Here is a 25,243-nt window from a genome sequence, read left to right as displayed (position 1 = left end):
CATGCTGGCACGCGCCCCCCAACGCCGCAGCCCGGGGCCGCTTGCCCGCGCCTCCAGCCGTTTCCTGCTCAACCGCGCAGCGGTTGCCGGCATCTGCATGGCCGTTCCGATGCTGCTGTTGATCCTCTCCTATCCGCTCTGGTGGGCTTTCCAGCCGAATGACATCGATCTTCTGGCGATGAATAGCGGCCCGACGGCCACCCACTGGTTCGGAACCGACGGCGTCGGCCGCGATGTCTTCGCGCGTGTGCTCGAAGGCGGCCGGATCTCGCTGCTGGTCGCCATCGCATCGACCGCGCTTTCGGCGGTCATCGGTTTTCTGTTTGGAGCGATCTCGGCACTTGCGGGCCGGTGGGCGGACGCCGTCTCGATGCGCTTCATCGATCTGGTGATGACCCTGCCGCCCGTCATCTTCCTGCTCGTGCTCGCTTCGATCGCCGGCACGGGAATCTGGCCGACGGTGCTGGTCATCTCACTGCTCTCCTGGCCGCTGCTGGCCCGGATGATCCGCTCCCGGCTGCTGGAATTGCGCGAGCGCGACTTCGTCCTGGCCGCTCGCGGCATGGGCGCCGGCATCGGACATCTGCTCTTCCGCCACGGCCTGCCGAACTCGATCGATATCCTCGTGGTCTACGCGACGCTGCAAATCGCCAATGCCATCCTGCTCGAGGCGGGCCTCTCCTTCCTCGGTCTCGGCATCGCGCCGCCGGCGGCTAGCTGGGGCAACATGCTGAACGCGGCCCGCTCGACCGCCGTGCTCGAACAATATCCGTGGCAATGGCTCTTCCCCGGCGGCGCGCTGATCCTTGCCGTGCTTGCGATCAACTTCATCGGCGATGGCCTCAGAGATGCCTTCGACCCGCGTACCGAATTGAACTGAACTGACAATCGAAAGAAGCGAAAATGACAAAATTCAAGGGTGTCGTCCCCCCCGTCGTAACGCCGCTCAATCCGGATCTCACCGTCGACTACCTCTCCTATACCAGGGTACTCGAACATCTGATCGATGCCCGCTGCCACGGCGTATTCGTGCTCGGCTCGACCAGCGAAGTCATCTTCCATGACGAAAAGACCCGCCGCGAAATCATCGAGCATTCCGCCAAGGTGGTGAATGGCCGCGTGCCGCTGATCGTCGGCGTCATCGATCCGACCACCGATCGGGTCATCGCCCATTCGAAGGTCGCAAAGGCCGCCGGCGCCGACGCTGTGGTCGTGACCGCCCCGTTCTATACGGTCACCAGCCAGTCCGAGATCCTCGATCATTTCCGTTATGTCAGAGATGCGGTGGACGTTCCGCTGATCGCCTACGACATTCCGGTCTGCGTTCACGTCAAGCTGCAGCGCCAGACCGTGGTCACGCTCGCCAGGGAAGGCGCCATCATCGGCCTCAAGGATTCCAGCGGCGACGACGGCAACTTTCGTTATGCGCTCCTCGATCTCGCCGAGCACAAGGACGTCTTCCTGATGACCGGCTCCGAGATCGTCGTCGACACCGCCCTGCTGATGGGCGCCCACGGCGTCGTTCCCGGCATCGCCAATGTCGATCCGCACGGCTATGTCAGGCTCTGGGACGCCGCGCAGCGCGGCGACTGGGCCGCAGCCAGGAAAGAGCAGGAGCGGCTCTGCCGCCTGTTCGAAATCGTCTGGGTCGCCCAGGGCCGCGTCAGCGGCGGCGCAGCGGGCATCGGCGCGTTCAAGACCGCCATGCAAAGCCTCGGCATCATCGACAGCGCCGTCATGCCGCGACCGCGCGCCTCCCTCAACGATGCGGAAACCGCACGGATCGACGAGATACTGCGCGCAACCGGCCTGTTGAACTGAGCCGGCCGATGGAACAGGCGACCGAACCGGTGCTCGACATCAGGGGATTGCGAACGATCTTCCGCATCCGCGGCGGCGAGATCGCGGCGGTCAATGATATAGACCTGACCGTCGCCGCCGGCGAGACGCTGGCGCTCGTCGGCGAATCCGGCTCCGGCAAGTCCGTCACCAGCCTGTCGGTCATGCGGCTGCTGACGCGCAACATCGGTGTGATCGCCGCCGGCAGCATCCGATTGACGACGAGAAGCGGCACGGTCCGGGATCTTGTTTCGCTTGATGAAGAGAGCATGCGCAGGATCAGGGGCGACGAGATCGGCATGGTGTTCCAGGAGCCGATGTCGAGCCTCAATCCCGTTTTCACGATCGGCGACCAGATCGCCGAGCCGATCCGCATCCATCGCGGCGCGAACCGGAAGACGGCAATGAACGCAGCCGTCGCCTTGCTGGAAAGCGTCGGCATACCGGATGCCCGGCGCCGTGCCGGCCAATACCCGCACGAATTGTCGGGCGGCATGCGCCAGCGCGCCACCATCGCCATGGCGCTCGCCTGCGATCCGGCGCTGCTGATCGCCGATGAGCCGACCACGGCGCTCGACGTGACGATCCAGGCGCAAATCCTCGATCTGCTGCTCAAGCTGCAGCGCGAGCGCGGCATGGCCATGCTCTTCGTCACCCACAATCTCGGCGTGGTCGCCGAAATCGCCCATCGCGTCGCGGTGATGTATGCCGGAAGGATTGTCGAAGAAGGGCCAGTCGGCGAGGTTTTCCGCAATCCGAAGCACCCCTACACGATGGGCCTTCTTGCCTCCATGCCGCGCCTCGGCGACGCATCGCGGATGAAACAGGCGGGCGAAAAACTCTCTGCCATTCCCGGCATGGTCCCGAGCCTGATGAACATGCCGAGCGGCTGCGCCTTTTCCCCGCGCTGCAAATTCGCCATCGATGCCTGTCGCGCCGCGATTCCGGTACTCGAACAGGTCAATCCGCAACACCGCAGCCGCTGCATCAGATGGCAGGAGATCTAGATGAGCGCACCGTTGCTCTCCGTCCGCGACCTCTCGAAACATTATACGTCCCGCGGCACGCGGCTGAACATTCTCGAGGGCATCTCCTTCGACATCGGCAAGGGGGAGGTCGTCGGGCTTGTCGGCGAATCCGGCAGCGGAAAGACCACGATCGGGCGTTCCGTCCTTCGGCTGGTCGAACCTTCCTCAGGCAGTGTCCGCTTCGACGGGCAGGAGCTCACCGGACTTTCCGCCTCGGCGTTGAGGCGGCAACGGCCGCGCATGCAGTATATTTTCCAGGACCCTTTCGCCAGTTTGTCGCCGCGCATGACGATCGGCGAGATCCTGACGGAGGGCCTGAAGATCCAGGGGATCGGATCGACACGCGACAGGCTTGAACGAGCGCAAGCCGCGTTGGCCCAGGTCGATCTGCCTGCCGATGCGATCCATCGCTACGCGCATGAATTTTCCGGCGGCCAGCGCCAGCGCATCGGCATCGCCCGGGCATTGACCTTGTCGCCGGAATTCATCGTCGCCGTCGAGCCGGTCTCGGCCCTCGACGTCTCGATCCAGGCGCAGGTGATCAACCTCTTGCGCGAGTTGCAGCAGCGGCTTGGGCTTACCATGCTGTTCATCTCGCATGACCTCGCCGTCGTCGAATATATTTGCGACCGGGTGATCGTGCTCTATCTCGGCCGCATCATGGAGATCGCGCCGAGTGCCGATCTCTATGCGAGACCGCAGCATCCCTATACGCGCGCGCTTCTCTCGGCGATCCCTTCACCCGATCCGGATGCCCGCCGTGACAGGCAGATCCTGAAAGGCGATATTCCAAGCCCGGCCGATCCGCCGAGCGGATGCGTCTTTCGCACGCGCTGTCCGAGTGCGCTCGATGCCTGTGCCGCCGCCGTTCCGCCATTGCGGGAAATCGCGCCCGGCCATTTCAAGGCCTGCATCCGCGACGACCTCAACTGATCCGTCATCTACAGCATGATGCCGAAAAGTGTGAGCGGTTTTCGGGCGAAATCATGCTCTAACTCTCTAATTTAGAACAGGATTCAGATCTTAGACCAACCTGGCCTAAAACCATCCTGTTCTGGGGGAAAACAGATGAACGCGAAGACGCCACATCCGGCCATCGGCGGAAACTGGGCGAGCCTGCTTCTGCCGATCGCAGCCGACGACAGCATCGAATTCGATAAGCTCGGCGAAGAGATCGACATACTCATCGATGCCGGCGTCGACGGCATCTATTCGAACGGCACCGCCGGCGAATTCCACAATCAGACGGAGGAGGAATTCGACAGGATCCAGGCGATGCTGGCCGAACGCTGCAAGGCTTCCTCCACACCATTCGTGATCGGCGCCTGCCAGCCCGACCCGCGGATCATGCTCGATCGCCTCCGTCGCGCCGCGGTACTCGATCCCCGCGCCATTCAGGTCATATTGCCTGACTGGTGGCCGCTCACCGATGCCGAGGCGGTCGACTTCCTGAAACGAGCCGCCGAGGCGGCCGGCGGAATTGCGCTCATCCTCTACAATCCGCCGCATGCAAAACGGGTGCTGGCGCCAAAAGAGCTGAGCATGCTCTGCGCGGCAGTGCCTGAGCTTATCGGCATCAAGCTCGCCGACGGAGACGCTTCCTGGTATGCCGAAGCACGCCGGCATCTACCGGGATTTCGCTCTTCGTCCCCGGCCATCATCTCGCCACCGGCATCAAGGAAGGGATCGCTGCCGGCTCCTTTTCCAATGTGGCCTGTCTTAGTCCGCGCGGTGCTCAGGCCTGGACGGTGTCGATGCGAAACGAACTCGACGCCGCCCTCGATCTGGAACGACGCATCTGCATGTTCATGGACACCCATATCGTCCCCTTTCGCCAGCAATTCGGCTATTCGAACGCTGCTCTTGACAAGCTTTTGAGCTGCATCGGCAATTGGGGACCCGTAGGCACCCGTCTGCGTTTTCCTTACCGTTCGATAGACACGGAAGAAGCGGTCAGGTTGCGACACATCGCCCGCTCCGAACTTCCCGATCTTTTCCCCTGAGTTTGCCCTGCATGAACGGTCGTCCTGTTGGAGTAATGACCGGAGCAATACAGATGATGAGACCGGAGACACGATGCCGGCCTTGAAGGAAGAGAACAATTTTCTGTTGTCGCAAATGAAAAATCTGATTTACTGATACTCCGCTGCTTGGCTTTAAGGGGGATATTGCCGATGCTGGGGACCCGCAGGGAAATTTTGCTCGGTGGTTTGGCGTTACTTGGCGCCGGTGCGGTCGGCAGACCGGCATTCGCCGCGGCCTCGTCCTATTTTGATGGCACCATCGTCGACAATGGCGTGACGTTCCGAGGGACCAACTTCGCCAAGATCGACAGGAAATGGCACCGCCAGGTCGTCAAATATTTCAGCAGCGAGCCGATCGGCACCGTCGTCGTCGATACAAGGCACCATTTTCTCTACGTGATCATGGAGAACAAAACCGCCATTCGCTACGGAGTCGGCGTCGGCCGCGAGGGTTTTAAATGGTTCGGCCGCGCCACGATCGACGCCAAGTCGCTTTGGCCGCGCTGGACGCCGCCGCCGGAGATGCGCAAGCGCCATCCCGAACTGCCCGAATTCGTCGCAGGCGGTTCACCGAAGAACCCGCTCGGCCCCCGCGCCATGTATCTGCATCGCGACGGCGTCGACACCGGCTATCGCTTCCATGGCACGCTCGAGCCCTGGAGCATCGGCAAGGATGCCTCCAGCGGCTGTATCCGCATGTTCAACGAAGACGCCATCGACCTTTACCAGCGTTGCCCGATCGGCACGGCCGTCCAGGTTCTGCCGCATATTGCCGACCAGGCCGAAAGCACCACGCAGGTCAGCCAAACAACCCCGGTCGAATAAGGAATATCACCTGATGTCTGCTACGACCGGATATACGAGCCGCCTTCTCGCCGCGGCCATGTTCCTCGCACTTGCCGCCTGCTCCACCACGAAGATCGCCTCCCTGGAAGAACCCACTGCAGCGCCGATGACCGGCCAGACCAACGATCCGGCGCCCGGTTTCGAAAACGTCGCAGCCGGCAGCGAAGAGGATTTTATCCTCACTGTCGGCCGGCGGATCTACTTCAAGCAGGACTCGGCCGTGCTCGATTCCGTCGCTATGGCAACCTTGGACAACCAGGCCGCCTGGCTAAACAGGAACCCGACCTGGCTGCTCAAGCTGCAGGGATTTGCCGACGATTCCGGTTCCGCTTCGAAGATGGAGACGCTGTCGCAGAAGCGCGCCGACGCGGCGATGGCCTATCTTGCCTCGAAGGGCGTCGATCCGAAGCGCATGTGGGCCAAGGGCTACGGCAACGATCGCGAAGTCCGCGACTGCACGGAGCGCTCCTGCAAGGTACAGAACCGACGCGTTGTCACCAATCTCCGCAGCCAGCCCGACGCGGTCTGATTGCAGGTCAGCAGCGGCCTCGTCGCCCGCCGTCAGTGAGACGGCAGCAGTACGTAGCTGGATGGGGACGACAGCTCGACGACGAACCTGATATCCGCGGCATTCGCCGCCACGATCAGCTGATAGTCACCGGGTTCGGCGCGGAAGGCGCCAGCCTCGACGTCGAAATAGGCGAGATCGCGCGGCAGGATCTTCATGGTGGCGGTGCCGGTCTCGCCAGGCTGCAGCGAAAGTTTTGCGAAGGCGCGCAGCTCCTTGTCCGGCCGCTTCACCTTGGTCTTCGGCGAACGCACATAGAGCTGCACCAGTTCGGATCCCGCCCGGTCGCCGGTATTGATCAGGTCGAGACTGACAGTCACGCCTTCGGCGCCCATTTCGGCGGCCGACAGCCGCGGTGCACCCCAGCTGAAGAGGGTATAGCCAAGGCCGAAACCGAAGGGGAAGAGCGGCTCGACGGCATGTGTATCGTGATGACGGTAGCCGACGAAAACGCCTTCGGCATAACGCACATGCCCATCCTTGCCGGGATAGACGGCGGGATCGCCTGTAATGGCGGAATTGTCGATTAGCGCCTTCGGGAAGGTCTGCGGTAGGCGCCCGCCGGGCTCGACATCGCCGAACAACACGTCGGCGACGGCATTGCCCAACTCCTGCCCCGGATACCAGATCTGCAGCACGGCGCGGACCTTGCCGAGCCAGGGCATTTCCACCGGGCCGCCGGTCTGCAGCACGACGACGGTGTTGGCATTGGCGGCGGCCACCCGCTCGATCAGTTCCTCCTGCCGGCCCGGAAGCCGCATATCGGGCAGATCAAGACCTTCCGTATCCCATTCGCCGTCGCGGCCGACGAAGAGAAGCGCCAAATCGGCATTGCGGGCCGTCTCGACGGCTGCCTCGATATCGGCCTCGCCGAGCGGTTTTTCCACACCGAAACGGACGGCGATAAGATTGATGCCCTCCCCGCTCGCGATGGACGGCTCATATTCGACGGTGACAGCATAGGCCCGGCCGGCTTCGAGCGCCACGCTGCCGCGCTGCTCGTCATTGGCTGTGCCGAAATAGTTTTCGCCGCGCGTCCAGCCCTCATGGCCGTCGACCATCAGTGCACCATCGACGAAGAGCCGCGCCAGGCCGGCATTGGTCATGCCGAAGACATGATCGCCACTTTCCTCCGGCACGAATTGCATGGTCATCCGGGTCGAGAAATCGGCAGGGTCGAGTTCGCCCGACGGCAGCTCGAACCAGAAGAATTCGCCCTTGTCGACGATCTCGACATGCAGCGGCTCGCCCTTGCAGCCGCGGCCCTTGAAATATTCGACGGTGATCTTGCCCTTGAACACGTCTATCAGGCGATTGTGGCGGCAGCCGACCGCGTGGCTGATGCTGTTGGCATTGGAAAGGGCGGCGCGAATACCTTCGAGCGGGCTGACCGTATAATGCGCCGCGATCTGTGCGCTGCCGCCGCCCATGACGCGTGCGCTTGCCGCATTGGGGCCGATCACGGCGATGCGGTCGAGCGAGGTCTTGGCAAGCGGCAGGATGCCGTCGTTCTTGAGGAGAACTGCGCCCTCGGCGCCGAGGCGCCGGATGAGCGCCCGATCCTCGGGCAGGTCGATTGCTCGCTCCGTCAGATCTGGCTTGCTCTTGAAAGCGCCGACCCGCTCGAGCAGAAGCAGCACGCGCCGCGCCGCCGCCCGCACGTTTTCGGCTTCGACCTTGCCCTCGCGCACGGCGGCAACCAATTTCTCGCCGCGGTCGCGCGCCGGACCCGGCATTTCGAGATCGAGACCGGCAATGATCGTCTCGGCGGTCGAATGCGAGCCGAACCAGTCGGACATGACGATACCTTGGAAACCCCACTCCTGGCGCAGCACCTTCGTCAGCAGCCAGTGATGCTCGCTCGTATAGGTGCCGTTGAGGCGGTTATAGGAGGACATGACCGCCATCACGCCGGCGCGGCGCACGGCCTGTTCGAAGGGCGGCAGGTAAATTTCGCGCAGCGACCGCTCATCGATATCGGAAGACATGGTCTGCCGCTCGATCTCGGATTCGTTGCCGGCGAAATGCTTGATCGTCGCCGCGATCCCCTCGCCCTGCACGCCGGCGATATAGGCGACGGCCAATTCGGCGGTCAGCATCGGATCTTCGGAATAACATTCGAAATTGCGGCCGTTGAGGCCGGAACGATGGATATTCACCGTGGGCGCGAGCAACACCGCGGCACCCTTGCTCTTTGCCTGGCGCGCAAGGGCTGCGCCCATCTGCGAGACGAGTTCGGGATTCCAGCTGGCGCCAAGCGCGATGCCGACGGGAAAGCACGTCGCCTTGACGCCTGCGACCAGCGAGCCGGCGCCGCGCGCGCCGTTCGGCCCGTCCGTCACCTTGATCTTCGGCACGCCGAGGCGCTCGACCGGAACGGTCGTCCAAAAATCGGCGCCGGATAACAGGGAGACCTGCTCCTCGAGCGTCATCTGGTCGAGAATGGAATCGATCATGCAAACCTCCCAAGGAAATTCTTAAACCTACCGATTACTCGGTATTTTTAAGATGTCAATCGCGCAAGCCTGATGTAAGGATGGAGAGCATGGGAGAAATCGGCCGAGGACCGGCTGATCGCCGCTCCAAGAGGCAGACAAGAGACGATGGCAGAATTGTCGGAACAGCAGACCGGAGAGGAAAAACGACGGCGCCGATCCCGCAAGGGAGAGACACGCCGCGCGGAAATCCTGACGGCGGCGATGCGGCGCTTTGCCGAGGACGGCTATCAGAATGCCGCGATCGGCGATATAGCCCGGGATGTCGGCCTGTCGCTGCCCGGCTTGCTGCACCACTTTCCCACAAAGGTCGATCTGCTGCTGGCAATCCTCGCACAACGCGATCTCGAAAGTGCTGATTTCATCGAGCATTATCGCTCCGATCTCAGCGGCCTGCTCAAGGGCATGGTCGCCATCTTCCGCCGCAACGCCGACATGATCGAGGTCGTCAGGGCCTTCGCCATCCTGAATGCCGAGAGCCTTATGAAGGACCACCCCGCCAAGGCATGGTTTCTCGCGCGCGCCACCCAGATGCAGAACGACATCGCCGCGACCTTCGAACGGGCGATTGCCGACGGCGCGATTGACGCCAGGATCGACAGCAGGGCAATGGCCGCCGAACTGATCGCGGTGATGGACGGCCTGCAGATGCTCTGGCTGCGCGATCCCGACCGCTTCGACATGGTCGGCGGCTTGGAAGCCTATGTCGGCCGGCTGCTGACAAGCCTCAGCTTGGAAGGCTGACTGGAGCTATCTGCAAAGCGCGCCAGCCAAACCATCATGCAGCTTACGGCCTCATAGTATCTTTGCCCGACCAGCAGACCCGTATGTGTCGTCCCCTGAAGCCCCAGATACTCGCCGCCAATATGCCGCGCCGTCGCCCGGCCTCGGCGATCATCCTCTTCATCCTTGACGGCTGAGATGACCAGGCTGGGACAGGTGATTTTCCCGCCATCGACGGAAATCCCCTCCGCCCCGAAATGAAAGGAAAATGCGGCGAATGCCTTCGCCGATTCCATCGACAGGTACTTCCGCTGGAACGTGATATCGTCGAGCGTTTCATCGGCGCTGCTTTGCTCGTCGCGCGCCGGCGCCGGCACAACCAGACCCGGCATTCTGGGTGCAAGATGACGATAGGGCACCTCGTCATGCACTTGCCTGCAAATGCTGGAATCGATCAGCACCAGCCCGGCAATCCCGACGCTTTCCGCCAGTTTCTGGCTCAGTATCCCTCCCATGCTGAAGCCGATCACAACAGGTGGAGCTGCGCATTCCTCAGCGATTTCGGAGATCGCCTGGCGGATGTCGTCCAGGTAGTCCTCAAATTCGACCTTGGTCAAATCGACCGATCTGCTTTTGTAGTGGCCGCGCAAATTGATGCAGTAAGAATTCCATCCGGCCGATATGAAGTGAGGAAGGTGCTTGCTCCACATCCAGCTGCCGGTGAAGGCGCCGTGAACGAAAAGCAAAGGCGGTCGTGCGCGCTGCGACGAACTGTTGTTCCCCCGAAATATCTCCAGAAACAGCTCGTTCTCTCCAATGTATTTGCTGACGTGCTCAGGCAATTCTTTTGCATAGTCCTGCATGCTTCCACTCCTCTGGTGCGGGGCTGATACCGCTTGGCGACAAAGGATATTTCCTGCGCAATATTGATCAATGGCAGCTCACGGGCGTACATAAAGGACAAAATCTCTCTAATGGGTGCCAAATGGAAAGCCTCGCGAGCGTTTTCGCCCTTGTCTATGCTGCCGAACAGCAGAGCTATGTCGGAGCCGCGCGCGTCGCCGGCGTTTCACCCTCCGCGATTGGGAAAGCGGTCGCGCGGCTCGAAAGCCGATTGGGCGTGCGGCTCTTCAACCGCACGACGCGCAGCATCAGCCTGACCGAGCAAGGAACCCTGCTCTACGAGCGCTACAAACGCATCATCGACGACATGCATGACGCGGAGGCCACGATCTCACGAAGCCGGGAACGTCCAAGGGGGCGCCTGCGCGTCAGCGTGCCGCATATCGTCGGGCATCACCTTCTCATGCCGATCCTGCCCTTTTTTGCCGAGCAGTTTCCGGAGATCGAACTGGACATCGATTTCGAAGACAAGGTCATCGACCTGGTCGCAGAGGGCCTGGATGTCGTCGTGCGCAGCGGTGAGCTTGCCGATGCACGATTGATTGCCCGCCATCTCGGCGACCAGCATTTCGTCGTTTGCGGAAGTCCCGATTATTTCAAGCGCCATGGACGACCGCAGACGCCGGATGACCTCTCCCAACATGCCTGCATTCACTTCAAATACCCATCCAGCGGCCGGCTTGCGCCGTGGGCATTCCGCTCACCATACGATCGGGTAATTTTCCCAAGGACCCTTACGTTCAACAACACGGATGCAGGTCTGCGGGCAGCACGGGACGGCTTGGGCCTTGCGCATCTGCCCGTCTACGTCGCAGAGTCCCATATGCGGGCCGGAAGTTTGGTCCCCGTCCTGACTTCCTTCATGGTGCCGTACGGTTCGCTCTCGCTCGTCTGGCCGTCCAATCGTCAGCTTTCACCAAAAGTCCGCGCTTTCGTGGATTTTGTAGTTGCGAACTTTGCCGCCCGACCCGACGCTTTTCGACCGCCGGATGCGGCTGGCGTCTCATCCAATTCTAGGGGATAGCAGCTGCTTTCAGGAGCGCCCGCCAGTTCTTCAAATCATGGTGCGTTTGCCATCGGCCATTTAATTCCCGGCACGCATGGCGGTCAGGCGTCAGCCATTTTGCAGCTTCCAGGTCCGGATTTCGAACGGCATGATGTCGGCAGCTCCCTTCCGCTCCATCGGCTCTTCGAGAATGTTCAGCGGCTGCGATGCCGTCCATCCTGAAGGCGGGTCGAGGGCGAGCGTGCCGCGCCGGCCGGCCGGTTCGTAGAGGCGCAGGATGAGACCGTCGCCCTCTTCTGCCGGCTTCAGGCCTGAGAACGCGACGGGGATTCCGGTGACCGCTAGCGGCGCAAAAGTGCCGGCGGAGAGGCCGCTGGCTTCAACTGCGACAAGCGGCTGGTTGAGATCGATCGCCTCGTCGAGCACACCACCGTCATGCCAGGCGCCCTCGTGCGGCATCAGCGCATAGGTGAAGCTCTGCTCGCCTTCATCGGCCAGCGGATCCGGATAGATCGGCCCGCGCACCAGGCTCATGCCGATCACATTGCCGCGTGCGCTATGGCCGTATTTGGCATTGTTAAGCAGGGCGACACCGAAACCCGGCTCGCTGATATCGACGAAGCGATGGGCGACCGCCTCGAACATTGCCTGTTCCCAGGAGGTGTTGGTGTGCGTCGCCCGCTCGACGACGCCGAAGGCGCATTCGAACGTTGCCTTCCGCGACCGGACATCGACCGGGTTCAGGGTGCGCAGCAGGGTGCGGCGGTCATGCCAGTCGATCGTCGTTTCGATATCGAGCCGCTTCGCATTGGCACTGAGCACATAGGTCTGGGTGACGCTGGAATTCCGGTAGCGATGAACGACGCGGATTGCCGCGCGGTGCGGGCCGCTTTCGACAAGCGAAATGCTTTCCGGCGCCTCGAGACGGATGGCCTTTTCGGCATAATCGGCGTCGATATCCCAGGCGTCCCAATTGCGTGGCTTGTCGGCCGGATAGACCCAGAGCTGGTTGGCCGAACCATCGACCGCTTCGCGGCCGCTCGCCTTGTGGATGAGGCTCGCAACCGCCCCGTCCTTGCCGATGGTCACAGCGAGATAGTCGTTTTCGAGGCGATCCGGGCTGGCCGTCAGCCGGCCGACCGGCCGAAGCACCTGCCGATCGAAGACCGCGACGGATAGAGGAGCGACGATATCGCCGGCCGAGATGACCGTGCCGTCGGCAAGCGTGGCGCTCACCGGCCGTGGCGCAAGCGACGGATTGACGACGACGAGCGCATTGCCGAGCCCGCCCTTCGGCAGATGGGCCGACAGCGCCTGCAAGGCCTTTGCCTGCTCGGACTTGGCGTGGTCGATGACGCCACCCAGTTCCTGCTCCGCATCCTGATAAACCTCGCGGATGCTCGATCCCGGCAGGATGTCGTGGAATTCGTTCTTCAGCACCACGCGCCAATCCGCTTCGAGACTTTTCGGCTTTTCGCCCCCCAGCATATGGGCAAGTGAAGCGAGCGTTTCGGCGGTGATCAGCGCCCGTTCTGCCTGGCGGTGTTTGCGTTTGACGCCGCTTTGGCTCGTCAGCGTCGCGCGGTGCAGTTCGAGATAGATTTCGCCGTCCCAGACCGGAAGGTTCTTTTCGCCCGCGGTGCGATGCGCCTTTTCATAGAAGCTTTTGACGGTGCCCCAACGCGCCTGCGGGATGGCCGGGAAACCACGCAATTGCACTTCGCGCTCCACCATTTCAGGCGTCACGCCGCCGCCGCCATCGCCATAGCCGACAGCCAGAAGCGAGGTATCGTGTTGCGCCTTGCCGCGGAAATTCTTCCACGTCGGCAGATAGCAATCGGCCTGCACGAAGCCGTTATATCCCTGCATCGGATTGTCGAAAGTGTGAGTCAGCACCTGGCTGCCGTCGAGGCCCTTCCACCAGAAGAGATCGGAAGGGATATGGTTGGTCTCGCTCCAATTGACCTTGATGGTGAAGAAGCTGTCGATGCCGCCCTGTCTCAGGATCTGCGGCAGCGCGCCGGAGAAACCGAAGCAATCCGGCAGCCAGCACACCGTATGGCGCGTGCCGAAGGTCTTTTCGAAATAGCGCTGGCCGTAGAGCACCTGGCGGACAAGGCTTTCGCCGGTGGGCATATTGGTATCAGGCTCGACCCACATGCCGCCGACTGTTTCCCATTTACCTTCCGCGACCTTCTTCTTGATGCGTTCGAGAAGCTCCGGGTCTTCCTCTTCCATCTGCGCATAGTAGTGGGCGGTCGACTGGTTGAATCGGAAATCGGCCGAACGCTCCATCAGCGACAGTGCCGTGTTGAAGGTGCGCCGCATCTTCCGCCGCGTCTCGCGATAGGGCCAGAGCCAGGCGAGATCGATATGCGCATGACCGGTCAGCAGCAGCTCGCCATTTGGCGGAAAGCGCTTCTGCAGGTCCTTCAACCGCGCCGTCAGCGCTTCGAAGGCAGAGGCTGCCGAGGCGCTCTGCTCATCGCTCAGACCTGCCGGATTTACCGCAAGCTCCGGCAGCTCCCAGATCTTCTGCTGCATCACGGCATCGGCGGTGCGGGAGATATAAGCCGACGTATCCGACGGCCAGTCGAGGCTGCGCAGGGCCTGTTCGGCGGCATCCATCAGATGCGGCACGACTTCATGCTCGCCGAGCACATCGATCGCCTCGGAAACCTGCTTCAACAGAAGATGCAGGCGATGAGCCGGGCCGTCGAGCCAGATGAACCGCGCCTTGTTCAGCCGCGGCGCCCGGTTTGGCTCGCCGAACGGAAAGCGCGCGACGCTTTCCGTCGCAATCGAGAAACGGCGGCCTTTCACCGGGAATTCCTGATGATAGGGGTCGAGACCGAACGTTTCCGCCTCGCCATCAGGATAGCTCAGCGTGATCAGACTCTCGCCGCCGAGATCGAGCTGCAGACGGATATCTTCGAGCGGCCAGCTTTCCGGCGCCTCGGCGCTTACGGCAAAATGCACGACACCCTGGCGATGCGGCCAATCCTGCTGATGGCCGATCGGCTCACCCTCGAATGTCCAGCCGTCGATCGGGCTACTCTGCCGATCCCGCCAATGCGCCAGCTCGGCGATACGGACTTTCAGGCGGTCGAGGCGTTGGGCAATGGTTAGAGGCATGGTTTATCCTGTCAGAAATCAGCGGCGAACGATCCGGAATCATGGCTTTGGGGAGGTGAAGATTATGCGACAAAGATCGCAAATTGCCGGCCCTCCTCCCAGCGGGTCCTGGACCTTAGATTAAGTAACTTTGATTTGCCGTCAAGTGTGGACGCGGTCATTGTGAAGCGAACCCGCTATTTCAGCATCCCACCGGCTGCAAGACGTCCAAGGAATAACGCAATCTTGATCGGCGGCAGCAGTTTACCGAACACGGTATCGACCTATCTGACTGGCAATCACATCAAAAATGCTGGCCCCACAGGCCAGCGATGGGAGGTTGGGGGATGCTCCAAATTCGCAAATTGCTGGCTGCAATGGCAGCCGTCGCCGCGGTTGCCGTGTCGTCGTCCTGCACGACGAGTTCGACCGACTCGGTGCAAACCGGCTCGGTTGGATATAGTAGCGTCGACTACGGACTGAGACCCGCCTGCCGCGACGGCTTCGGCAACGATCGCCCTTGCAGCTATTAGATGCAACGGCGGCTCGAGGGGCAATGCTCTTCCGCTTGGAATCGCCTTGGCACATTGTCGTGCTTCCGGGTTGAAGTTGCCTAGCGGCGGATAGGCAAATCCCAAACGCGGTAGAGTGCGTTGAGCGCATCCGCCGTGCGGCATTCTATGGTTGGCAAGCCGGAATCCAGAAGCGCTTTCGCATATTTGACGTCGTTATGTCGCGTCTTCAGCAGAATCCAGCGAACCATCTCCCATTTGATGCTGTCTCTTGCGCCTTCGAGATGTCCGGCACGATCGGAACGGTTGATCAGCGTGCGCTTGAGATAACGGGCAAACCGCAGCCAATGATTTGAGGTGATCAGAATAGCGCCTGTCGCACGTTTCAAACGCTGCGGCATCAGCCGCGAGTAATTACCTTCCATAATCCACCGCTCTTCAAGAATTGCCGCGTCGTGAAGTTTGGCAAATTCTGCTTCCGGGCGTGTCTGCCAATCGGTATTGGGCAAATGATGCAGCTGGTCGAGATGCACGCTTTGGAAACCGAGCTTGTTCGAAAGGGCGACCGCCAAGGTTGACTTGCCCGTATTAGAAGGGCCAAGGACGACGATGCGTTCGCCAAGGGCGTGCAAAGGCAGCTTGGGACACCGGTCGGAAATTTTGAGGTAGCTTCCACTGGCTGCAGTCAGTGTGACTGTCAACGCACAATGAGCAGGCCTGCCTAATGCATGTCGCCCGGCAGCGCGCCCTAGACACCGCCGCCCGTCACCGACCCAATCCCCTGAAGCGACGGAATTAGTTGGTGACCCGGCTGTTGGAAAACCGTTACGAACCGCAGCAAGCGTGATACACACCGAGATGTTGCTCTAGGAAAGGCGGTCATGCGGTATCTTCGGTCAGGGCCGCGTCGGCTTCACACCCAGGAGATGGGCGTTCCGCGCGCCAAAGCGGTGGGTTTGAGGTCGGGCGAAATCGCCGACCGGAATATTCGCGTCATCCTGGAAGCGATCCGCCGGCATGGGCCGCTGACGCGCACCGAGCTTGGCCGACATAGCGGGCTGACCGGCCCCGGCATTACCAATATTCTGCGGCGGCTGGCGGAAGAAAAACTGGTCACATCAAACCGCCGCAATGGGCTTGGCGGCGGCGCAACTGCAACGGAATTCGCGCTGCGGCCGGAGGGCGCCTTCTCGGTCGGGGTCAAGCTTCGCCAGACGCGCGGCGAAATCGTCCTCATCGATCTCAGCGGCCAGGTGCACGACCGGGTCTATTTCGACGTGGATCCTGCGCACAGGGTCGGCGCGGTGCATGCCGTCGCCAGGGATATGGTCGATCGCCACGCGGCCTTGCCGGTCATCGGCCTCGGCATCGCCGCCAAAGACTGGACGGAGGAGGAAAGCGACGCGATCGCCGCGATGTCGACGGTCGCGAGGCCCTATGTCGAGAACGAATGCACGGCAAGCCTGCTTGCCGAGCGCACCATCGGCAGCGCCATGCCGGAGGGCTGTCTGGCGATGATCATCATCGACGACGACGTGCAGGCCGGTTTTCTCGTTCGCGGCGTTCCCTATTCCGGCGTGCATGGCCGGGCGGGCAGCATCGGCGAAATGCTGACCGGGCCAGACAATGTCCAGCTCAACACCGTCGTCGGGTTCCATTCCCTGCGCTCACGCATCGGCGACGAGGACTTCGCCCGCCTGCTCAAGGGCGAGGAGTTCTCCTGCCCCTTGCTGTCACAATGGATACGCGAAGCCGCCGGCCACCTGCTCGATCCGATCATCGCCATGGCCGGCTTTCTTGCCCCGAGCGTCGTCATGATCGGCGGCGATCTGCCGCAAGGCATGATCGAAGCACTGATCCATCAGCTTTCCATCGAGCGACGCGACACCTCGACGAGACCGCTGCTGACGCCCTGGATTTCGCCGATGAAACCGGCGAGCTTCAGCGGCGGCGGCGTGGCACTCGGTGCCGCCCTCTTGCCCTTCCTCAACACGTTGCTGCTGCCGCCGGCTTCGGCCTGATGCTCAGGTCAGCGCTTCATCGGCATGGCTGAGATCGGAAGCCAGCGCCTTGTCCAGGACCTTTTGGATATTGGCGGCGCGGCGGAAGGACGGTTCCTGCGTCTTGCCGGCCCGTACGGCCTGGACGAAACGCTGGTAGTTGGTTTCGACGGGATCGAAAGACACGTCACGCCAGGTCGCGGTGTGCACGTCTTCGCCAAGACAGGCGCGCAGCGTCGATTGTCCAGTGTCGTAGATCATCTCGATCGAGCCGGTTTCGCCATAGACCCTGAGGCGCAGCTGATCCATCTGGCCAGCGGCCGTGCGCGTCGCCTGGATGGTGCCGATCGCGCCATTGGTGAAATCGACGTTCATCGTGAAGCTGTCATTGGCATCGAGGTCATATTCGCCAATCTTATGATCAGGTGCCTTGTCGAAGGTCTTCAGCCGCGCAAAGACATGGGCGACGTCGAGCCCGGAACCATAGGAGGCGAAATCGACAATGTGGATGCCGATGTCGCCGAGCGCGCCGTTCGATCCATGTTTTTTGCTCAGCCGCCACAGCCATTTGCTTTCGCTCTTCCAGTCGCCCCAGTGGCGGCCGACCAGCCAGCTCTGCAGGTGCGACGCCTCGACATGGCGCACCGCACCAATTTCACCGGCGAGCACCATCTGCCGGCCTTTCTGCAGGGCGGGCGAATTGCGATAGGTGAAATTGACCATGCCGACCTTGCCCGAGCGTTCGATCGCCTCGGTCATCTCCATCGCCTTGACCGCATCGGTGGCGAGCGGCTTTTCACAGAAGACGTGTTTGCCGGCAGCGATCGCCTGAAGCGTCGTCGGGTGGTGGATGCTGTCGGGCGTGACATTGGCAACCGCGTCGAATTCGCCCCAGGCAAGGGCCTCTTCCAGCGAGGTGAAATGGTTGGCGATGCCATGTTCGCTGCAGAAGGCGGCAAGCCTTTCCGGAACGACATCGACGCCGCCCACGACGCTGACGCCTTCGATCGCCTTGAATCTCGCTGCATGCTGGTTGGCCATGCCGCCGGTGCCGAGAATGAGTAAACGCATCTTGTCCTCCATGAGTTCGCTTCCGGCTACCGCGCAGCCGGGCAAAAACCGCACTTGCCATCGCGGCCGTCCGCGATCGCCTCATGCTTCTTCAGGAAAATTGCGGTGGCTGCGCCACGCGTCCGAAAGGGCGCTCCGTCACGGCGATGGCGCAGATCCTTTTCGAAAAATCGATCTCGATTTTCCGGAATTCTGCGCTAGCTGCTGTTGATTGTCGCCAGCATCTCAACCTCCCGGCTCTGGCCTCCCAAGCTGTGGCTTGACATCAAATCAAAGTAACTTAATCTAATTAATGCAGCACGGAAATGAGGAGAGGTCAACTGACCGCCAGGCTGTATTCGTTCAAAATGGGGAGGAGACCCATCATGAAGAGCGCCACCGTCAGCGCATTTGCGCTGAGCACAATATTATTTTCAGCATCCGTTTCATTTGCCCAGGAACTTGCAACCAAGGACCGGATCGGCCTTGCCGATGCGCCAAAATCCCTCGTCGTCCGCCTGACCAACGACAGCCCGAACAATTCCGATCCCGCCATCGCCGAAGGCTACCAGAAGCTCTTCGTCGACTTCATCAAGAAGCATCCCGATTGGAAACTGCAGATGCAGTTCATGTCCTCAGACATCGGCACCGAACAGGCCAAGATGCTGGAGCAGGCCAAGGCCGGCAATGCGCCCGATTGCGCCGCCGTCGACTCCTTCGTCCTCTCGCAGTTCATGGTCAATCATGTGCTGGCTGACTTCACGCCTTACTTCTCGAAGGAAGAAGTGGACGACCTCTTCCCCTTCATCCGCAGCGGCATCACCGACAAAGACCAGACGGTGCGGGCATGGTGGTGGGATACGGATTTGCGCGTGCTCTATCGCAACAAATCGATCGTCGCCGAGGCGCCTGCGACCTGGGACGATCTGAAGACAGCCGCCCTCGCCTCCACCAAGGAGGGTATGGAAGGTGTCCTGTTCAACGGCGGGCGCTGGGAAGGCACGACCTTCGACTGGCTGGCGAACTATTGGGCGCTCGGCGGCAAACTCGTCGACGATACCGGCAAGCCGGTCTTCGGCGAAGGCGAGAACAAGGAGAAATTCCTGAAGGCGCTGAACTATTTCAAGGATCTCGTCGATTCCGGCGCGGCCCCCAAGCGCGTCAGCACGATCGCCAACTACGACGACATGAATGCTGCTGCGGCGGCGGCGACCACAGCCCTCTTCATCGGCGGCAATTGGCAATATGCCCAGCTGAAGTCCACGCTCGACGAAGCCGAGTTCAAAAACTGGACCTTCTCGCCGATCCCCGGCCCGACGGCCGATCAGCGCTCGACAGGCACCGGCGGCTGGACGATCGCCTCGTTCAGCAAGGACAAGGACAAGGTCGAGATGTGCGCCAACCTCGCACGCGAGGTCTATATGGGGCCGGCAAACGCACTGCAGCAGCAGCTGCCGACCCGCAAATCGCTGTTCGACAAGTATGAAGTCTTCTCGACCGAAGCCAACAAGACCTTCGCCAAGGCTCTGGTCGACGGACAGGCGCGCCCCGGCGTGCCGATCTATCCGGAAATATCAAACCAGATCCAGATCATGATGGGTGACGTGCTCTCGGGCACCAAAAAGCCGGAGGAAGCCCTGGATGCCGCATTCAGCGCGGCGATGGAGGCCTACAAGCGGCTGTGATGCGGTGGCGTCCGTGGCCAGCCCCTCATCCGGCTGCCGCCACCTTCTCCCCGTTGTGATGGGGATAAGGGGACAAGCCGCAACCTCTCCGTCCCTCACAAGCGCCTCGTCCGGCGCGTCCCCTCTCCCCGCAAGCGGGGAGAGGGTTAGGGTGAGGGGCAGCAGCACTCTCCAACGCTTCAGACAACGACGGCGCCTGTCCGCAGGCACCGTCGACATTGCCAAACCCGGACAGGGAAGCCAATGAGCCCTATTGCCATCGAGGTCGACAGCCCGCCTCAAAGCAGAACGTTCATGCGCCGTTTCGCCGGGACGCCCCTGCCCTGGATCATGCCGGTGATCGTCGTCATCGGCATATTCTACCTCTACCCCGTCATCGACGTTTTCCGGCTTTCCTTCACCAATGCGACGCTGATCGGCGACACTCAGGACTACACGCTGGGCTCGATCGTCAATGCGCTGAGTTCGCCGCAGCTGCCCGACATTTTATGGGCGACGCTGATCTTCGTCGGCGGCAGTGTCATCGGCCAGCAGATCCTCGGCCTTGCGGTCGCCGTCACCGTCATCCGCGGCGAAAAGCGCGGCCTGTTCGGCACCACCATCCTCAGAACGACGGCGCTCATCGCCTGGGTCGTGCCGGGCATTGCCGGCGGCATCATCTGGCAGATGCTATTTTCCGAAGCGCCTTACGGCGCGCTGAACAGCATTCTGAGATTGATGCATATGCCAACCGTCGCCTGGCTTTCCGATCCCGCCATGGCGCCCTGGTCGACGCTGATTTCCAACATCTGGCGCGGCACGGCCTTTTCGATGGTGGTGATGTATGCGGCGCTGAAGGCGATCGATCCCTCGCTCTATGAAGCCGCCGAAGTCGATGGCGCAACGGCCTCGCAGCAGTTCTTCTTCGTCACCCTGCCGCAGCTGCGCGCCGCCATCCTCGTCAACATGATCCTGATCACCATCCAGACGGTGAATACCTTCGACGCGATCATCACATTGACGGGCGGCGGCCCTGGCCGCGCGACCGAAGTGATCTCGCTCTACGTCTTCAACATCGTTTTCAGAAACTACGATCTCTCCGGCGGCAGCGTGCTCTCCGTGCTCATGCTGATCATCAGCCTCGGCCTTGCCTTCGTCTATGCCTCGTTCCTGCCGAAGGAGGAAGAGCAATGAGCGGGCGGACGGGAACGCGGCTCGGCGATGCCTTGAGCTATCTCTTCATGCTGGTGATGTTCGTCTTCTTCGCCGGCCCCCTCACCTATCTCCTGTCGATGGCGATGCGTGACAAGCGCGAGATCTATCGCGGCGCGGCGCGCTATATTCCTCAGAACCCAACCATCGACAATTTCATCACCGTGCTGAACAACAGCTATTTTCCAATCTATCTCTGGAACGGCCTCAAGCTTGCGGCCTTGAGCGGGATCGGCGTGCTGATCGTGGCGCTGCCCGCCGCTTACGCCTTTTCCCGCTTTCAGTTCCGCGGCAAGGGCCTGTCGATGATGGGACTGCTGCTCTTCCAGATGATCTCGCCGCTTGTCATCATGGTGCCGCTCTACCGCTACATGAACCGGCTCGGCATGCTGGACACCCATTTTGCCGTCGTCATGGTCTATATCGCGCTCGGGGTTCCGCTGGCGACCTGGCTGTTGAAGAGCACGGTCGACGGCATTCCGCGCAGCCTCGACGAAGCCGCCATGATCGACGGCTGCAACCGGTTTTCGGTGTTCTGGCGCATCATCCTGCCCTTGTCGGCGCCGGGTATCGCCTCGGTCTTCATCATCACGGTGATTGCCGGCTGGTCGCAATTCCTGGTGCCTTTCCTGCTGCTCACCAAAAATGACCTGATGCCGATCGGCGTCGGAATCTTTAACTTCCGCGGCATGCAGACCGACTCGTCCATCCAGCTGCTTGCCGCCGCCTGCCTGATCTCGGTCGTTCCGGCGATCGTGGCCTTCCTGTCGCTCCAGAGGCTGATCCTCGGCGCGATGACCAGCGGCGCGGTGAAGGGATGAGCAGCGGTTCAGTCTCGATGATTGATGAAGGATTCGACTCTATGAACCAGACACTCGGCGCCAGGCCGTCCCCCGATCTGACCGGCGCCAATGTCGAGGATGCCGGCGAGCACAACAGGGCGGTCGTCCTGCGCTGCATTCACCGCCAGGCGCCGATTTCACGCGCCGAAATCGCGAGGCGCACCGGGTTCACCAAACCGGCGATCGCCCGCATCGTCGACCGGCTGTTGGACGAGGGTCTGATCATGGAAGCCCGCCGCCGGCATGGGCTGCGGGGTCAGCCGGCGATCGAACTCGAGATCAATCCGGATGCCTGTTTTGCGATCGGCATCAACATCGACCGCGACCATCTGACGATCCTGGCGGTCGATGCCGTCGGCAATGTCCGCGCCCGCGTGCATCATGAGAAGCGTTTCATCCTGCCGGCGGAATTCCTGCAGCTGACATCAGATGCGATTTCGCATTTCCAACGCAGCCGGCTGATCGACGATGCGCGGCTCGCCGGCATCGGCCTGGCGATGCCGGATTGGCTCGGGGAGATTTCGCTGCTCGGTAAGCCCGAGGCCTATCAGGAGTGGACGGCGTTCGATGTGCGTGCAGCACTCGAAAATCTGACGCAGCATCCTGTCTTCATCGAAAACGAAGCCAATGCCGCAGCCCTTGCCGAGCTCGATTACGGCCTCGGCGCCGAGAGCAGCAGCTTCTTCTACATCGCCATCAATGCCTGCCCGGGCGGCGGCCTCGTGCTCGACGGCAACGGTCACCGCGGCGCCATGGGCCTCAGCGGCGAAATCGGCTGGCTTCCCATTGCCGACGGCCGGGACGAGAAAGCCCACAAGGTCCAGCTTCTCGGCGAAATATTCTCGCTGTTTTCACTTTATGATTTTCTTGCCCGCCACGACGTCGAGGTGAGTGTTCCGCACGATCTGCTGACGCTCGATGCGCATGGCAGGCGCCTGGTTTCGCAGTGGCTGAAGGAAATGAGCGCGCATCTGGCCGTCGCGGTCAAGCATATCGGCTTGATCGTCGATCCCGACGCCGTCCTCGTCGGCGGCCGGCTGCCGATCCGCATCGTCGACGAGTTGCTGCGCTATGTGCACGAACATCTCGACGCCGAGGACACGAGCCTGCCCTCGCTCCATCGCGCCTCGCTCGGCGAGGATGCCTCCGCAATGGGGGCGGCAGCCATGCCGATGGCGGCGGCCCTGATGCTCGCATCGGCGGATGTGGCTCAACGCGCGCGTTCGCCGCTGAAAAACATGGATCGCCTGAACAGTTGAAACGGCCGGCAAGGCGCCGGGAATTTGGTGAAGATGGGAGGATTTTGATGAAGATCGGCTTTTACACTTCGACATTCAATGATCGCCCGCTTGAAGAAGTGTTGGATTTCGCCGCATCGGCGGGGTTCGACGCGATCGAAATCGATGTCGGCGGCCATATCAAAACGCCGGATCGGGTGGAGGCAGCCGTCACGCTTGCCCGCAGCCGCAATCTCTTCGTCTCTTCGATCACCTATTTCGGCAATCAGCTCGATGCCGACCGCGAAAAACGCCGGGAGCTTCGGGCAAGGACCGCCGATTTTGCCGAGGCGATCGGCGATGCCGGCGTCCCGATCTTCGTGATCTTCCCCGGCCGCGACGACAGCGCCAGCGAGGAGGCCAATTATGACGACTTCGCCGATTTCGCAAACGAGTTGATCGGAAAGACGCAGTCCTCCGGCCTCACCTTCGCGATCGAGAATTGGCCGGGACCGAAGGACCATTTCATCGGTACAACGCCGAGAGGATGGCAGGAGCTTTTCCGCAGGATCGAAGATCGCCGCTTCGGCCTGGAATTCGATCCCTCACACCTCATCCGCATCGGCGTCGATCCCTATCAGGCGATGGAGGCGGTGAAAGACCGCATCGCCATCCTGCACGCCAAGGATACGGCGATCGATCATGAGGTGCTGCAAGCTGTCGGCTATCACGGCAAGGGCTGGTGGCAATACAAGCTGCCGGGTCAAGGCCTTCTCGACTGGCCGCGTTTCCTCAGCCAGACGCGCGGGCATGGCTTTGACGGCACGCTGTCGATCGAGCACGAGGACGCCGCCTATGGCTGGCCCGGCAAGGATCTTGCTGCGCGCAAGGAGGGCGAGCGTCTCGGCCTCACTTATCTCAAAACGGTCCTGAGCGGACTTTGACGGCGAATTCGGGAGGACTGTCATGGCCCATGTTTCGGTCAACAATGCACGCAAGGATTACGGCGCGTTCAAAGCCATCAAAGGCGTATCGGTCGACATCGGCGACGGCGAGTTCGTCGTTCTGGTCGGCCCATCCGGCTGCGGAAAATCCACCCTTTTGCGGATGATTGCCGGCCTCGAAGGCATCACCTCGGGCAAGATCCAGATCGGCAAGCATATCGTCAACGAGCTTGCGCCCAAGGATCGCGACATCGCCATGGTGTTCCAGAACTACGCGCTCTATCCGCATATGACGGTCGCCAAGAATATGGGCTTTTCCCTGCGGCTGAAACGCATGCCGAGGACGGAGATCGACCAGCGGGTCGGTAATGCCGCCAAGATACTCGGCCTCGAAAATCTTCTCGAAAGATATCCAAAGCAATTGTCCGGCGGCCAGAGGCAGCGCGTCGCCATGGGCCGGGCGATCGTGCGCGACCCGGCGGTCTTCCTGTTCGACGAGCCGCTGTCGAACCTCGACGCCAAACTTCGGGTGCAGATGCGCTCGGAGATCAAGGAACTGCATCAGCGGCTGCAGACGACCACCATCTACGTCACCCACGACCAGATCGAAGCCATGACCATGGCCGACAAGATCGTCGTCATGAAGGACGGGCTGATCGAGCAGTCGGGCTCGCCGCTGGAACTCTACGATCGGCCGAACAATCTTTTCGTCGCCGGTTTCATCGGCTCGCCGGCGATGAATTTCATCCAGGGCAGCATGGGAGAAGGCGGCTTCAAAACCGCCGACGGCCTGCTGCTGCCGAGCGAGCGCCGCCCGAGCGATGCCGTGACCTATGGCATCCGGCCCGAGCATATCAGGCTCGACCCCGACGGCATCGAGGTAACGACTGTCGTGGTGGAGCCGACGGGTTCGGAAACGCTTGTTATCGTTCGGTTGGGCACACAGACGCTCACCTGCGTCTTTCGGGAACGGATCAGGGCCGCCCCCGGCGACGTGCTGAGGATCGCGCCCATCCACGATACCGTCCACCTGTTCGGGGCGGACGAACAGCGGATCACCTCTGGTGAAACCCCGCTGAACTGAGCCGGCCGATTGCCCCCTCCCCTTCGGCCGGGCGGCGGCCGGGAGCGCGTTTTCCGCGCCCCGGCCGTGAAATTTCTTCCTGCTCCGACATCCGAGCAGCATCCGCCAAGTGCTTGAACCACCGCTGAAAAGGTTAATATGCGTTAACCTTAAAATTCTTGGCCGGCATCGG

The 25,243-nt window shown here is 61.6% G+C and carries 21 protein-coding genes and 1 pseudogene; 17 read left to right on the top strand and 5 right to left on the bottom strand.

Features of this window, described 5'->3' with window-relative positions:
- Position 1: 1 nt before the first annotated feature.
- From OS035_RS05305 to OS035_RS05275, 7 genes and pseudogenes are all read left to right on the top strand, one after another.
- Positions 2-880, top strand: a complete 879-nt coding sequence (locus OS035_RS05305; protein ID WP_183781557.1) for an ABC transporter permease — start codon at positions 2-4, stop codon at positions 878-880.
- 23 nt (positions 881-903) lie between these two features.
- Entirely contained in the window at positions 904-1,821 is a 918-nt protein-coding gene (locus OS035_RS05300) for a dihydrodipicolinate synthase family protein (RefSeq protein WP_310807259.1), read from the top strand.
- Between the two features lie 8 nt (positions 1,822-1,829).
- Positions 1,830-2,846 carry an ABC transporter ATP-binding protein gene (locus OS035_RS05295; protein ID WP_239620853.1) on the top strand — a complete coding sequence of 339 codons (1,017 nt, stop codon included), beginning with the start codon at positions 1,830-1,832 and terminating at the stop codon, positions 2,844-2,846.
- A complete protein-coding gene (locus OS035_RS05290) occupies positions 2,847-3,800 on the top strand; it encodes an ABC transporter ATP-binding protein (protein ID WP_331813428.1) in 954 nt (317 codons plus the stop codon). It begins immediately after the preceding gene.
- 135 nt (positions 3,801-3,935) lie between these two features.
- A pseudogene (locus tag OS035_RS05285) lies at positions 3,936-4,870 on the top strand (dihydrodipicolinate synthase family protein).
- A gap of 171 nt (positions 4,871-5,041) precedes the next feature.
- The gene (locus OS035_RS05280) at positions 5,042-5,716 is read left to right on the top strand and encodes a L,D-transpeptidase (protein ID WP_064844909.1); all 675 of its coding nucleotides are present in this window, start codon (positions 5,042-5,044) and stop codon (positions 5,714-5,716) included.
- Between the two features lie 13 nt (positions 5,717-5,729).
- Positions 5,730-6,266 (top strand): OmpA family protein, encoded by a 537-nt coding sequence (locus OS035_RS05275; RefSeq protein ID WP_097624280.1) that lies wholly within the window; start codon positions 5,730-5,732, stop codon positions 6,264-6,266.
- Between the two features lie 32 nt (positions 6,267-6,298).
- Here OS035_RS05275 and OS035_RS05270 read toward each other — a convergent pair whose 3' ends face one another.
- Positions 6,299-8,761, bottom strand: coding sequence for a glycoside hydrolase family 3 C-terminal domain-containing protein (locus tag OS035_RS05270; protein WP_331813427.1), 2,463 nt, complete (start codon positions 8,759-8,761; stop codon positions 6,299-6,301).
- 147 nt (positions 8,762-8,908) lie between these two features.
- Between OS035_RS05270 and OS035_RS05265 the strand changes: the two genes are divergently transcribed.
- Positions 8,909-9,544 (top strand): TetR/AcrR family transcriptional regulator, encoded by a 636-nt coding sequence (locus tag OS035_RS05265; protein WP_097624278.1) that lies wholly within the window; start codon positions 8,909-8,911, stop codon positions 9,542-9,544.
- Here the strand turns inward: OS035_RS05265 and OS035_RS05260 are convergent.
- A complete protein-coding gene (locus tag OS035_RS05260) occupies positions 9,502-10,386 on the bottom strand; it encodes an alpha/beta hydrolase (RefSeq protein ID WP_097624277.1) in 885 nt (294 codons plus the stop codon). The two genes, OS035_RS05265 and OS035_RS05260, sit on opposite strands and share 43 nt — an antisense overlap.
- Positions 10,387-10,508: 122 nt before the next feature.
- Between OS035_RS05260 and OS035_RS05255 the strand changes: the two genes are divergently transcribed.
- Entirely contained in the window at positions 10,509-11,450 is a 942-nt protein-coding gene (locus tag OS035_RS05255) for a LysR family transcriptional regulator (protein WP_183854409.1), read from the top strand.
- A 90-nt stretch (positions 11,451-11,540) separates the two neighbouring features.
- Here the strand turns inward: OS035_RS05255 and OS035_RS05250 are convergent, their stop codons facing one another.
- On the bottom strand, positions 11,541-14,567 hold the full coding sequence (locus tag OS035_RS05250; protein WP_275617501.1) for an alpha-mannosidase: 3,027 nt from the start codon (positions 14,565-14,567) through the stop codon (positions 11,541-11,543).
- Positions 14,568-14,893: 326 nt separating this feature from the next.
- Here OS035_RS05250 and OS035_RS05245 point away from each other — a divergent pair, with 326 nt between their 5' ends.
- The gene (locus OS035_RS05245; RefSeq protein ID WP_097624274.1) at positions 14,894-15,079 is read left to right on the top strand and encodes a hypothetical protein; all 186 of its coding nucleotides are present in this window, start codon (positions 14,894-14,896) and stop codon (positions 15,077-15,079) included.
- 80 nt (positions 15,080-15,159) lie between these two features.
- Here OS035_RS05245 and OS035_RS05240 read toward each other — a convergent pair whose 3' ends face one another.
- A complete protein-coding gene (locus OS035_RS05240) occupies positions 15,160-15,696 on the bottom strand; it encodes an AAA family ATPase (RefSeq protein WP_442967660.1) in 537 nt (178 codons plus the stop codon).
- Between the two features lie 243 nt (positions 15,697-15,939).
- Between OS035_RS05240 and OS035_RS05235 the strand changes: the two genes are divergently transcribed.
- Complete coding sequence (locus tag OS035_RS05235) at positions 15,940-17,079, top strand: ROK family transcriptional regulator (RefSeq protein ID WP_097624272.1); 1,140 nt, start codon at positions 15,940-15,942, stop codon at positions 17,077-17,079.
- Between the two features lie 3 nt (positions 17,080-17,082).
- Here OS035_RS05235 and OS035_RS05230 read toward each other — a convergent pair whose 3' ends face one another.
- Positions 17,083-18,129 (bottom strand): Gfo/Idh/MocA family protein, encoded by a 1,047-nt coding sequence (locus tag OS035_RS05230; protein ID WP_131710598.1) that lies wholly within the window; start codon positions 18,127-18,129, stop codon positions 17,083-17,085.
- Positions 18,130-18,494: 365 nt separating this feature from the next.
- On the opposite strand from OS035_RS05230, the gene OS035_RS05225 reads away from it, so the two are divergent.
- From OS035_RS05225 to OS035_RS05200, 6 genes are all read left to right on the top strand, one after another.
- Positions 18,495-19,793 (top strand): ABC transporter substrate-binding protein, encoded by a 1,299-nt coding sequence (locus OS035_RS05225; RefSeq protein ID WP_097624271.1) that lies wholly within the window; start codon positions 18,495-18,497, stop codon positions 19,791-19,793.
- Between the two features lie 243 nt (positions 19,794-20,036).
- Positions 20,037-20,966, top strand: a complete 930-nt coding sequence (locus tag OS035_RS05220) for a carbohydrate ABC transporter permease (protein ID WP_331813425.1) — start codon at positions 20,037-20,039, stop codon at positions 20,964-20,966.
- Entirely contained in the window at positions 20,963-21,805 is an 843-nt protein-coding gene (locus tag OS035_RS05215; RefSeq protein WP_054184376.1) for a carbohydrate ABC transporter permease, read from the top strand. Before OS035_RS05220 ends, OS035_RS05215 begins: the two co-directional genes overlap by 4 nt.
- 41 nt (positions 21,806-21,846) lie before the next feature.
- Complete coding sequence (locus tag OS035_RS05210; protein ID WP_097624493.1) at positions 21,847-23,085, top strand: ROK family transcriptional regulator; 1,239 nt, start codon at positions 21,847-21,849, stop codon at positions 23,083-23,085.
- Between the two features lie 47 nt (positions 23,086-23,132).
- Entirely contained in the window at positions 23,133-23,987 is an 855-nt protein-coding gene (locus tag OS035_RS05205) for a sugar phosphate isomerase/epimerase family protein (protein WP_097624269.1), read from the top strand.
- Between the two features lie 22 nt (positions 23,988-24,009).
- Entirely contained in the window at positions 24,010-25,071 is a 1,062-nt protein-coding gene (locus tag OS035_RS05200; RefSeq protein WP_097624268.1) for an ABC transporter ATP-binding protein, read from the top strand.
- Positions 25,072-25,243 lie beyond the last annotated feature (172 nt).

It is taken from the genome of Rhizobium sp. 268 (genome assembly GCF_036571585.1).
In the GTDB taxonomy this organism is placed as follows: domain Bacteria; phylum Pseudomonadota; class Alphaproteobacteria; order Rhizobiales; family Rhizobiaceae; genus Rhizobium; species Rhizobium redzepovicii.
The sequence above is the reverse complement of the archived record's forward strand: the minus strand, read 5'-3'. Positions and strand labels throughout refer to the sequence as shown.

Bases quoted from the DNA above. Each gene is read 5' to 3' on its own strand.
- OS035_RS05210 (WP_097624493.1), top strand. From the start codon at position 21,847: ATGAACCAGACACTCGGCGCCAGGCCGTCCCCCGATCTGACCGGCGCC.
- OS035_RS05255 (WP_183854409.1), top strand. From the start codon at position 10,509: ATGGAAAGCCTCGCGAGCGTTTTCGCCCTTGTCTATGCTGCCGAACAG.
- OS035_RS05225 (WP_097624271.1), top strand. From the start codon at position 18,495: ATGAAGAGCGCCACCGTCAGCGCATTTGCGCTGAGCACAATATTATTT.
- OS035_RS05300 (WP_310807259.1), top strand. From the start codon at position 904: ATGACAAAATTCAAGGGTGTCGTCCCCCCCGTCGTAACGCCGCTCAAT.
- OS035_RS05305 (WP_183781557.1), top strand. From the start codon at position 2: ATGCTGGCACGCGCCCCCCAACGCCGCAGCCCGGGGCCGCTTGCCCGC.
- OS035_RS05265 (WP_097624278.1), top strand. From the start codon at position 8,909: ATGGCAGAATTGTCGGAACAGCAGACCGGAGAGGAAAAACGACGGCGC.
- OS035_RS05235 (WP_097624272.1), top strand. From the start codon at position 15,940: ATGCGGTATCTTCGGTCAGGGCCGCGTCGGCTTCACACCCAGGAGATG.
- OS035_RS05290 (WP_331813428.1), top strand. From the start codon at position 2,847: ATGAGCGCACCGTTGCTCTCCGTCCGCGACCTCTCGAAACATTATACG.
- OS035_RS05295 (WP_239620853.1), top strand. From the start codon at position 1,830: ATGGAACAGGCGACCGAACCGGTGCTCGACATCAGGGGATTGCGAACG.
- OS035_RS05280 (WP_064844909.1), top strand. From the start codon at position 5,042: ATGCTGGGGACCCGCAGGGAAATTTTGCTCGGTGGTTTGGCGTTACTT.
- OS035_RS05205 (WP_097624269.1), top strand. From the start codon at position 23,133: ATGAAGATCGGCTTTTACACTTCGACATTCAATGATCGCCCGCTTGAA.
- OS035_RS05200 (WP_097624268.1), top strand. From the start codon at position 24,010: ATGGCCCATGTTTCGGTCAACAATGCACGCAAGGATTACGGCGCGTTC.
- OS035_RS05245 (WP_097624274.1), top strand. From the start codon at position 14,894: ATGCTCCAAATTCGCAAATTGCTGGCTGCAATGGCAGCCGTCGCCGCG.
- OS035_RS05230 (WP_131710598.1), bottom strand. From the start codon at position 18,129: ATGCGTTTACTCATTCTCGGCACCGGCGGCATGGCCAACCAGCATGCA.
- OS035_RS05250 (WP_275617501.1), bottom strand. From the start codon at position 14,567: ATGCCTCTAACCATTGCCCAACGCCTCGACCGCCTGAAAGTCCGTATC.
- OS035_RS05215 (WP_054184376.1), top strand. From the start codon at position 20,963: ATGAGCGGGCGGACGGGAACGCGGCTCGGCGATGCCTTGAGCTATCTC.
- OS035_RS05220 (WP_331813425.1), top strand. From the start codon at position 20,037: ATGAGCCCTATTGCCATCGAGGTCGACAGCCCGCCTCAAAGCAGAACG.
- OS035_RS05270 (WP_331813427.1), bottom strand. From the start codon at position 8,761: ATGATCGATTCCATTCTCGACCAGATGACGCTCGAGGAGCAGGTCTCC.
- OS035_RS05275 (WP_097624280.1), top strand. From the start codon at position 5,730: ATGTCTGCTACGACCGGATATACGAGCCGCCTTCTCGCCGCGGCCATG.
- OS035_RS05260 (WP_097624277.1), bottom strand. From the start codon at position 10,386: ATGCAGGACTATGCAAAAGAATTGCCTGAGCACGTCAGCAAATACATT.